9 protein-coding genes are annotated in these 10,109 nt (G+C 72.3%); 2 read left to right on the top strand and 7 right to left on the bottom strand.

Features of this window, described 5'->3' with window-relative positions:
* Positions 1–64 precede the first annotated feature (64 nt).
* Entirely contained in the window at positions 65–697 is a 633-nt protein-coding gene (locus QEZ54_RS30145) for a histidine phosphatase family protein (protein ID WP_281308131.1), read from the top strand.
* Positions 698–834: 137 nt separating this feature from the next.
* On the opposite strand, the gene QEZ54_RS30140 is transcribed toward QEZ54_RS30145, so the two are convergent.
* From QEZ54_RS30140 to QEZ54_RS30125, 4 genes are all read right to left on the bottom strand, one after another.
* Positions 835–2,400 carry a phospholipase D-like domain-containing protein gene (locus QEZ54_RS30140; protein WP_281308130.1) on the bottom strand — a complete coding sequence of 522 codons (1,566 nt, stop codon included), beginning with the start codon at positions 2,398–2,400 and terminating at the stop codon, positions 835–837.
* A gap of 69 nt (positions 2,401–2,469) precedes the next feature.
* Complete coding sequence (locus QEZ54_RS30135; RefSeq protein ID WP_281308129.1) at positions 2,470–3,462, bottom strand: hypothetical protein; 993 nt, start codon at positions 3,460–3,462, stop codon at positions 2,470–2,472.
* Between the two features lie 89 nt (positions 3,463–3,551).
* On the bottom strand, positions 3,552–4,334 hold the full coding sequence (locus tag QEZ54_RS30130) for an SGNH/GDSL hydrolase family protein (protein ID WP_281308128.1): 783 nt from the start codon (positions 4,332–4,334) through the stop codon (positions 3,552–3,554).
* Between the two features lie 108 nt (positions 4,335–4,442).
* Positions 4,443–5,507: a hypothetical protein gene (locus tag QEZ54_RS30125; RefSeq protein ID WP_281308127.1), complete on the bottom strand. Its 1,065-nt coding sequence runs from the start codon at positions 5,505–5,507 to the stop codon at positions 4,443–4,445.
* A gap of 162 nt (positions 5,508–5,669) precedes the next feature.
* Between QEZ54_RS30125 and argG the strand changes: the two genes are divergently transcribed.
* Positions 5,670–7,124, top strand: coding sequence for an argininosuccinate synthase (gene argG / locus QEZ54_RS30120; RefSeq protein ID WP_281308126.1), 1,455 nt, complete (start codon positions 5,670–5,672; stop codon positions 7,122–7,124).
* Between the two features lie 54 nt (positions 7,125–7,178).
* Here argG and QEZ54_RS30115 read toward each other — a convergent pair whose 3' ends face one another.
* From QEZ54_RS30115 to QEZ54_RS30105, 3 genes are read right to left on the bottom strand one after another with little or no spacing between them, the layout of a single operon-like run.
* Positions 7,179–7,781 (bottom strand): HD domain-containing protein, encoded by a 603-nt coding sequence (locus QEZ54_RS30115; RefSeq protein WP_281308125.1) that lies wholly within the window; start codon positions 7,779–7,781, stop codon positions 7,179–7,181.
* 48 nt (positions 7,782–7,829) lie between these two features.
* Entirely contained in the window at positions 7,830–9,740 is a 1,911-nt protein-coding gene (locus QEZ54_RS36410) for a DUF6596 domain-containing protein (protein ID WP_348650589.1), read from the bottom strand.
* 9 nt (positions 9,741–9,749) lie between these two features.
* Positions 9,750–10,073 carry a YciI family protein gene (locus tag QEZ54_RS30105; protein WP_281308124.1) on the bottom strand — a complete coding sequence of 108 codons (324 nt, stop codon included), beginning with the start codon at positions 10,071–10,073 and terminating at the stop codon, positions 9,750–9,752.
* Between the last annotated feature and the right edge of the window lie 36 nt (positions 10,074–10,109).

The raw sequence follows: 10,109 nt of genomic DNA, 5'->3' as shown, positions 1-10,109 counted from the left end.
GACCTGACAGCGCCCGGTGGCCGGGCTCCCCGAACCGGCCACCGGGCACCTAGGATCGGCACCCGTGCGTACACGGATGGTGCTGGTCCGGCACGGTGACTCGGTCCACAAGGCGGACGGCGTGGTCGGCGGCCCGAGCGGCTGCGGCGGACTCACCCCGCTCGGGTTCGAACAGGCCGGTGCGCTGGCGCGGACGCTGCTGGAGCGGGCGGGCGGCGACGGCTGGGACAGGCCCGTCGCGGTGTACTGCTCGACGCGGCTGCGCGCGGTGCAGACGGCCGCCGCGATCGGGGCGGCCTTCGCGGTCGAGCCGGTGCCCGACTGCGGCCTGTGCACCTGGCATGTCCCCGACTACGCCGACGGCATGCCGCTCGAGCAGTTCCTCCACGAGCACGACACGGCCGCGGGCGGGGTGTTCCGGCCGTTCCAGACCGGCAACGAGACCCCGGCCGAGCTGCTCACCCGGATCAGCCGCGCGCTGGTCGAGATCGCCTCCCGGCACCGGGGTTCGACCGTCGTCGTGGCCGCGCACGCCGAGACCGTCGCCGCGTCGTTCACCGCGCTCGGCCTGCTCGGCCACTGGCACCCGTTCGACCTGGCCACGTCCGGCAACGCCGCGGTCACCGAGTGGCTCACCGACGACGACCCGGCCGCGTTCCCGCCCCCACGCTGGTCCCTGGTCCGCTTCAACGCCTGAGCGTGGACGCTGCCGACCGCCGGTCTCGGCCGGGTGCTCACTGCGGCGCGTTACTCCTCATGTGGTGTGGCCACACCGCATGAGGAGTAACGCCGTAGAGGTACGTCGCCCGGGAGGGACCGGCGGACCGCGCCCGGTCAGAAGCGGTTGCGCAGGCGCAGGGCGCCCGGTCGTCCGTCGGGATCGCAGATCAGCTCGTAGATGAGGCGGGCGGGCAGCCGGCGCCACCCCCGCACCTTCGGCGGGACGTAGCGGCGCAGCCTGGTGCGCGGGCGCGGACCGGTGGCGCCCGCCTCGTGCCAGTCGTCCAGCTCCTTGGCGGCGGCCGCGAACAGGTCGAACGCCGTCTTCGGATCGCGCAGGCGGGCGTCGGGCCCGGCGGCGTCGCCGGACAGGTGCTCGCTCATCAGCTCCAGCCGCAGGTCCCGGGCGTACTCGGGGTCCGCCGACTCGTCGACCACGGCGCAGGTCAGCTCCGAGTCGTAGGTCCACGAGCGCAGGTTGAAGTTGTCCGAGCCGACCGTGGCCCAGGCGTCGTCCACGACGCACGACTTCGCGTGCACGTAGATGGGCGTCCCGGCGGCGTTCTCCAGGCCGTACACCGCGACCCGGTCGCCGCCCGCCCGGCCGAGCACCTTCATCGCCTGCTTGCGGCCCCATGACTCGGCCATGGAGATGGTCGGCGACGCGGCGTCCGGAGCGAGCGGAACGACGCAGATCAGCCGCAGCTCGGGGTTGCTCCGCAGCGCCTGCGCGAACGGCCGGATCACCCGGGCCGACCACAGGTACTGGTCCTCGACGTAGATCAGCTGCCGCGCCCTGGCCAGCGACTTCAGGTAGCCGCGGGCGATGCTGCGCTCGCCGCGCGGGGCGAACGGGTAGCGGCCCAGCCGCCGCCGCGGGTACGTGCGCAGCGTCTGCACGCTGTGCGGGCCGCAGGCGGGCGGGTCCGGCAGCTGCCCGGGCAGCACCGGCACCTCGGTACGCAGCCGGGACAGGCGGTCGCGCAGCCGGTCCACCAGGTTGAGCGACAGCGGGCTCGGATCGGTCCACCGCTCGCGGAACACGTGCTCGATGTCGCCGACCGCCGGGCCCCGCAGCGCGAGCTGGATGTCGTGCCAGGGCGGGTTCGGGCCGTAGACCTCGGCCATCGGCGGGGCGAGCGGGTCGCCCCGGTGCTCGGCGTCGTCGTTGCGGCCGCGGCACAGGTCGATGCCGCCGACGAAGGCCACGTCGCGTTCGGGGCGGCCCGGGTGGCGTACCACGAACATCTTCTGGTGGTGCGAGCCGCCGAACCGGACCCGCATGTCGAGCAGGACGTGCGCCCCGGCCGCCTGCAGCTCCTCGGCGAGCTGGCGGTTCTGCGGCGAGCTGAAGTGCAGCCAGTCCGGGTGCGAGCGCCACAGCAGGCCGTACACGAGCACGCCGCGCCGGGCGGCGTCGCCGAGGACCTTGGTCACCTGGGTGCGCGGTCCGTCGAGCCGCTCGTCGGGGTCGCCGCGCCAGTCGGTGAACATCACCACGTCCCCGGCCCGGGTCCCGTTCAGCACCTCGACCAGCTCGTGGAAGTAGGCGGCGCCGTGCACCAGCGGGCGGGCCAGGTTGCCCCGGGTCCAGGCCAGGCCGTCGCCGCGCCGACGGTCGATGGCGGTGGCCGGGTTGCCGCGCTCGTCGGCGGACAGGAACCAGGAGTCGGGGGTCACGCCAGCGACCGTATCTCCCGGGCCGCGCCGACGGCAGGGGCGGTCGGCACGGCCCGGTGTGGCGCCGCGTCAGAAGGCGATGAAGCCGTACAGGGCCTTGTGGTTGGACCTGGTTGACGCGACGGTGTATCCGACCGGCGAGGACTGCACGCTGCCGCGCACGAACAGGTAGTCGATCTTGCTGGAGCCGTTGGTGGCGGCGGTGCCGTAGCCGTTCATCCCGTACCCGCTCAGCGTGCTCGCCGGGATGGCGGTGCGGTTGGCGTCGATGCCGACGATACGGATCGTGGAGGCGTTCATCAGGCTGGTCGCGTCGGCGCCGAGGTGGATGCCGGTGCCGCCGATGCCCTTGTCGCCGTCGCCCGCGCAGGCGTTCTGCCGGTTCTCCTGCGGCAGGTGCATGGTCGCGACGAAGACGCTGGTGCCGGTCTCCTTGATGGTGAACCGGGCGGCGATGGCACTGGTCCGCTTCCACTTGTACTGGTCGGTGCTGTCCGGGTCGGCGTTCGGGGGCTTGTACAGGGTGCACCCGGCGCCGTTGCCGTAGGCGGTCCCCGGCTTGAGCCAGCCCGCACTCCAGTACTTCGACGTGTCGGTGAGGGTCAGCCGCCCGGAGTGGTAGACGATGCCGTTGGTCTGCTTCTTCTTCAGGTCGCCCAGCGACTGGTCGTCGCACTTGTGCGTGCTGCCCCACGGCTCCGGGTCGTCCCAGACCACGATCGCCTTGTAGGTGCCGGCCGGCAGCCCGAACTTGGCCGAGAGCTGGTCGGCGTACGCGGTGGCCTGGCCGGTGCCCCGGACCTGCTGCACGATCAGGATGTCGGGTGCCTTGACGCCGCTGGTGCCGGTGCGGCCCGCGTCGTCGACCAGCATCGAGGTCAGGTGGTCCGGTCCGGAGATGCGGGTGCAGGACCCGTCGGAGTTGTTCACGACGAGGTTCTCGATGTTGTTGTTGTACACCCGCAGCACGCGGTCCGCCGCCCGCGCGGGCACCGGCAGCGCCGTCACCGCCGCCGTCACGGCCAGCACCGCCAGCAGCCTTGATCCGATCCTGGATCGCATGTCACGGCCCTCTCGTAGAGTTGTGCCGCCATCGTGCCGGGCCCCGCTACAGCGGACCTACAGGTCGGCCACAGCGGGACCCGCACGGATCAGGCGCGCAGCGCGGTCTCCACGATGCCCGCGTAGCCGGTGTGGCCGGTCCGGTTCGGATGGTACGACTCCCCCGTGGGCCAGGAGGTGCCGTTGATCCATTCGACGTCGTCGCAGACGGCGTGCCCGGTGAAGGGGCCGCGGGCGTCGACGAAGCCGAAGCCGTGCGCGGCGGCCCGGCCCTTGATCGTGGTCGCGAGCAGATCGGCGGCGGCGTTGAGCTCGGCCTGCTCCCCGGGCGAGATCCGGGCGATGGCGTTGCACTCCTCGCCGTTGAACAGGCGCGGGTAGCCGACCACGGCCACGGTCGCGTTCGGGGCCAGGCTGCGGATGCGGGCGTACAGGCCGTCGAGCTGGCCGGGCAGGGTGTTGCGGATGTAGCTCTCCGCGGTGTCGATCTGGCCCCAGCAGGTGTAGGGCCACGGCTTGGCGCACTGGATGATCACCGAGGACCAGCCGATGTCGTTGCCGCCCGCGCTGACGGTGACGTACCGCGTGTCGGCGTTGAGGCTGCCCAGCTGCTTGTTGAGGACGTCGGGGACCTTCGCACCCGCGCAGGCGGCGAAGGTCAGGGTGGCGCCGAGGCGGGCGGCGTCGAGCACCGGGTAGGCGTACGAGGAGCGCTGGCAGCCGCTGTCGAAGTACTCGCGGGTGCCGGTGCCGGAGGCGTAGGAGTCGCCCAGGGCGGTGTAGGCGGGTGCGGCGGCGTGCGCGGGCGCGCCGATCAGCACGAAGGAGACGGCCGCCAGCAGGGGTAGGGCGGCGCGGAGCGGGAACGGCATGTGGCTCTCCCGGGGGTAGGGGGTGCGCACATGCTGCCAGAAAGATTGACGAACTTAAAGATATCAGAAGCGTCGCCGGGCTCGGCCGGGCCCGGCGACGCTCGACGATCAGGCCTGCGAGGAGTAGCTGCTGATGAACCCGGAGGTGATCGGGACACCGGCATTGTCGAAGCAGTTGACCTGCATCAGGATGTCGGTCCCCGCGGTCGACCAGGGCTTGTGCAGCCCGCAGAACGACGCCGAGTTGCTGTACGCGGTGACCTGGGCGTTGCCGGGCAGGCTGGCCGCGAGCTGGTAGTACTTGATGGACCACACCGGCGCGGCTCCGCCCAGGCCGTTGCTGCCGAAGATCGAGTTGAAGTTGTTGGCCGGGGCCGCGCCGGGCCCGTTCCAGATGTAGCCGAAGCGGTTGGGCGGGAAGGCCGGACCGTACAGCGAACGCTTGAACTGGTAGGTCGAGGTGAACGCGTTGTCGGCCAGCGCGCCGAAGTGGTTGACGCACAGGATGTTGAAGAACTGCCCGTTGGCCGACGACAGCCAGTTGGAGACCTTGCAGCGGGCGGCCGAGCCGGGGTTGACCGCGGTCACCTGGACGCCGCCGTCCTGCGGCCCGGCGGTGCTCAGCCCGGTGAACCCGACCTGGTACTGACCCACGCCGATGTGGCTGCAGGTGGTGCCGAAGCCGAGGGTGGTGTAGTTGGTGATGATGCCGCAGGCGGCGGTGTTGTGCATGTAGCCGTAGAGGCCGCCGCCGATGCCGCCCGAGCTGCGCGAGAACTGGACCGAGAAGCCCGGCGCCGGGTCGAGCACACCGGTGGTTCGGTAGCAGGCGACCCGGACGATCTCGTTCGGTGGGATCGAGGTGTCCGGACCCCAGCTCTCGGCCTGGCAGAAACGACCGTTGGGACTGGTCAGCGCGTCGTGTACGGCCGTGACGTGGACGACGCCGCCGACGATGCCCTGCCCGGGGAACTTGACGATCCACCGGCCGGGAACCCCGGGGCTGACGGAGGTGGTGGACGGGAACGCCTGTGAGACGACGCCGCCGGACCACAGCGCGAAGCCGAACCGGTCGGGCACGGCGGCCTGCGCCGGCGCGCCCGCCGTGACGGCTCCGGCCGCGACGGCCAGCAGCACCGCCGCCGCTCTGGCCGCCCAGGTCTTGACCTTCATGAAGACTCCTACGGTGGGGACGAAGGGCCTTCAGTATCAGGCAGAATATTCAGCTTTATAGATGTCGGATCACGGACGCCACCCCGGCCCGCGCAACCGTCAGGGTGAACACCGGCACCCCCGAGTTGCATAACAATGCTCCGGCATGCATATACTTCCCCCGTGTCCAAGGTACTCACCTCCCTTCCTGTCGGCGAACACGTCGGAATCGCCTTCTCCGGCGGTCTCGACACCTCCGTAGCGGTCGCGTGGATGCGCGAGAAGGGAGCGGTGCCCTGCACATACACCGCAGACATCGGGCAGTACGACGAACCCGACATCGAGTCCGTCCCGGGACGGGCCGCCGCATACGGTGCCGAGCTCGCCCGCCTGGTCGACTGCCGCACCGCCCTCGTCGAGGAGGGCCTGGCCGCCCTGGCCTGCGGCGCGTTCCACATCCGCTCCGGCGGCCGGGCCTACTTCAACACCACCCCGCTGGGCCGGGCCGTCACCGGCACCCTGCTGGTGCGGGCCATGCTCGAGGACGGCGTGCAGATCTGGGGCGACGGCTCCACCTTCAAGGGCAACGACATCGAGCGGTTCTACCGCTACGGTCTGCTGGCCAACCCGTCGCTGCGGATCTACAAGCCGTGGCTGGACGCGCAGTTCGTCGCCGAGCTCGGCGGCCGCAAGGAGATGTCGGAGTGGCTGCTCGCCCACGGGCTGCCCTACCGCGACAGCACCGAGAAGGCGTACTCCACCGACGCCAACATCTGGGGCGCCACCCACGAGGCCAAGTCCCTCGAACTGCTCGACACCGGCATGGAGATCGTCGAGCCGATCATGGGCGTGCGGCACTGGGACCCGGCCGTGGAGATCCTCCCCGAGGACGTCACCGTCGGCTTCGAGCAGGGCCGCCCGGTCAGCATCAACGGCAAGCAGTTCGAGAGTGCAGTGGACCTGGTGCTGGAGGCCAACGCCGTCGGCGGGCGGCACGGCCTGGGCATGTCCGACCAGATCGAGAACCGGATCATCGAGGCCAAGAGCCGGGGCATCTACGAGGCCCCCGGCATGGCCCTGCTGCACGCCGCGTACGAGCGCCTGGTCAACGCGATCCACAACGAGGACACCCTCGCGGCGTACCACGCCGAGGGCCGGCGGCTCGGCCGGCTGCTCTACGAGGGCCGCTGGCTGGACCCGCAGGCGCTGATGCTGCGCGAGTCGCTGCAGCGCTGGGTCGGCTCGGCGATCACGGGCGAGGTGACCCTGCGGCTGCGGCGCGGCGAGGACTACTCGATCCTCGACACCACCGGCCCCGCCCTGAGCTACCACCCGGACAAGCTGTCCATGGAGCGCACCGAGGACGCCGCGTTCGGCCCGGTCGACCGGATCGGCCAGCTGACCATGCGCAACCTCGACATCGCCGACTCCCGCGCCAAGCTCGAGCAGTACGCCCGGATCGGCATCGTCGGCAGCCGCCAGCACGCGGCCCTGACCGCCGACGCCGTCCAGCAGCCCACCACCGTGCTGATCGGCGTACTGCCCGAGGGCGGCGCCGAGGCGATCGCCGAGCGCGACGAGGCCGCCAGCGACGAGGGCATGCTGAGCGTGTCGGCGATGGAGTCCGGCACCGACTGACCCCGCACCACGGCGTAGGCCGCGACCGCACCGGTCGCGGCCTACGCCGTCTCCTCACACGACCAGGTGCCCGTAGCGGTCGGCCAGGCCGGCCAGGTCCGGCTCCCCGAACCGCTCGACCATGGCCGTGAACCTGGCCACCTTGTCCGGCCCGAACCGGCGGACGTACTCGGTGTAGCCGGCCGCGGTGACGAACGCGGGCGGCGTCGTCTTGGTGTGGAACTTGTCGGCGTACATGACCAGCTCCTCCTCGTCCGTCTCGGCCAGGTAGTCGCCGGCGGGCAGCGGCAGCGCGTGGCGGCGTACGTCGTCGGCGGTCAGGCCCACGCCGGTGTGGTGGGCGCAGAACCTCGCCACCTGCTCCGGAAAGCCGAGTTCGCGCAGCAGGTCCCGGCCGAGCACGCCGTGGCGCATGTACTCGCCGTGGTCCAACCGACCCGCCTGGTCGTAGAGCCGGTAGACGCCGATGTCGTGCAGCAGGCAGCCCGCCCGCACCAGGTCGGCGTCCAGCGCCGGGTGGCCTCCGTCGAGCAGCTGCTCCGCCACGGCGCAGACGATCTCGCAGTGGGTGTACACGAGGTCGAACGCCGCCTGATTCGGCGCGTACCGCTCGTGCAGGTCCCGGATCTGTCGGTCGGAGGGGATCGTCACGGGCATGGATACATCGCAGCCACGCGTCCGCGCGGTGTCAAGGGCCCGGCCGGGTCACGGCCTGAGCCGGCGCAACGTATGGCCGGTGGCCTGCTTGAACAGGTACTCGGCGCGCTCGTAGGACAGGCGGCCGCGGCCGGTTTCGGGGCACAGCTCGGCCGCCGCCGGGGTACGGGCGGGCCCGGGGCGGCGGTCGGCCAGGAACACCGGCCCGCGCGTACGCCCCGCCAGCAGCCGCGGCAGCAGCCGCGCGGTCTGCGCGCGCCAGCAGATCCACCCCCGGCCCGACCTCGCCCGGCGGTCGTCCAGATCCAGGTCCTCGACGTTCAGGGCCAGGACCGCCGCCGCGCCCGCCCCCGATTCGTGCAGCAGGCGCCACAGGGTGTGCTCACGTAGCGGCAGCTCACGCGCCCACAGCAGGGCCAGGTCGAAAGCCTGCGGCGACGACGGCGGCGCCACCCGGCGGGCGATCTCGGTGGTCAGGTCGTCGCGGCCGGCCCAGGCGCCGAAGGAGCCGACCGCCGCCCGGTGCCGGTTCCAGGTGCGGGCCGCGGCATCGTCCCAGGCGGTCGCGAACACCGCGGCCACCTGCGCGGCCGACAGCTCGGCCAGGGCGAGGCCGTCGCCGAGGGACAGGCGCAGGCGCCGCAGGGTCTGGCCGTACGACCGGAGCGTCGCGGTGTCCAGGTCGGCCCGGCCGAGGAACTCCTCCGCCGCCTGGCCGAGCGTGCGCACCGGCACGGCCGCGCCGGTGAGCCGGGCCGCGCGGCGCAGCAGGAACTCGCGCTCGGCGGCGTTGCGGGTCAGCGCGGCGGCGCGCTCGAACTCCAGCCGCGCCTCGGCGGGCCGGTCGAGCCGGGCCAGCAGATCCGCGCGTACGGCGGGCAGCAGGTGGTAGTCGCGCAGGGCCGGGTCGCCGGTCAGCGGGTCGACCAGGTCCAGCCCCGCCCCCGGCCCGTCGGCCATGCCGACCGCCACCGCCCGGTTGAGCCGGACCACGGGCGTGGGCAGCACCAGCTCCAGCGCCGCGTAAAGGCCGGCGATCTGCGCCCAGTCGGTGTCCTGGGCCGTACGGGCCTGCGCGTGGCACACCGCGATCGCCGCCTGCAGCACGTACGGGCCAGGCGTCCCGCCGAGGTCACGGGCGCGCAGCAGCGCCGCGAAGCCGCGGTGGATGAGCAGCTGGTCCCAGCGGGCCCGGTTCTGCTCGGCCAGCGGCACCGGCTCGCCCCCGGGGCCGGTCCGCGCCTCGGCACGGGAGGCCTGGATCTCCAGCAGCGCGGCGAGTCCGTGCACCTCGGGCTCGTGCGGGGCCAGTTCGGCCAGCAGCCGGGCCAGGCGCAGGGCCTCCAGGCACAGGTCCGGCCGCAGCAGGTCCTCGCCCGCGCTGGCCGAGTAGCCCTCGTTGAAGACTAGGTAGACCACTTCCAGCACCGAGGCGAGCCGGGTCGACAGCTCGGCGCCGGCCGGCAGTTCGAACGGCAGCCGCCGGGCCGCGATGGTCTGCTTGGCCTCGGTGATCCGTCCGGTGATCCGCGGTTCGGTGGTCAGGAACGCCCGCGCGATCTCGGCCGCCGTCAGGCCGCCGACCAGCCGCAGGGTGAGCGCCACCCGGGCCGGGGTGGGCAGCACCGGGTGGCAGGAGATGAACATCAGCCGCAGCACGTCGTCCGGCTCGCGGTCGGGCTCGCGCTCCAGCTCCCGGGCCAGCTGCTCCTGCTTGCGCGCGAGCAGCTGGGACCGCCTGATCCGGTCGACCGCCCGGCGTCTGGCGACCGCCATCAGCCAGGCGCCCGGGTTGTCGGGCACCCCCGCCTCGGGCCACTGCTCGAGCGCGGCGACGAAGGCGTCCTGGGCCAGCTCCTCGGCCAAGCCGACGTCGCGGACGAGGCGAACCAGCCCGGCGATGATCCGGGCTGATTCGAGCTTCCATACCGCGTCGACGGTGCGGGAGGCGGCGGCCACGGGACGGTCCTACGCCCCGTAGACCTGCTGGATCACGCTCACACCGTCGCCGACGATCCGGCGGAAGCGGCGGCCGAGTTCGATCGCCTCCTCGCGTGACCGGACCTCGACCAGCGCGAAGCCGCCCACGGCCTCCTTGGCTTCGGCGAACGGACCGTCGGTCACCGTGATCTCGTCGCCGACCGAGGTCAGCCGCACGCCGCCGCGCTCCAGCCCGCCCGTGGCGAGCAGGATCCCGGCCGCGCTCATCTCCTCGACGAACTTCGCCATCTCGGTGAACAGCTTCTCGTCCGGGGCGGTGTCGGTGGCCAGGGACGTCATCAGGTATCGCATGGTGCTGCTCCTCGGTTCGCGGTTGCTTGACGTCCG

It is taken from the genome of Catellatospora sp. KI3 (genome assembly GCF_029948125.1).
Lineage (GTDB): Bacteria > Actinomycetota > Actinomycetes > Mycobacteriales > Micromonosporaceae > Catellatospora.
Note: the sequence above shows the minus strand (reverse complement) of the source record. Positions and strands in the feature narration are given on the sequence as shown.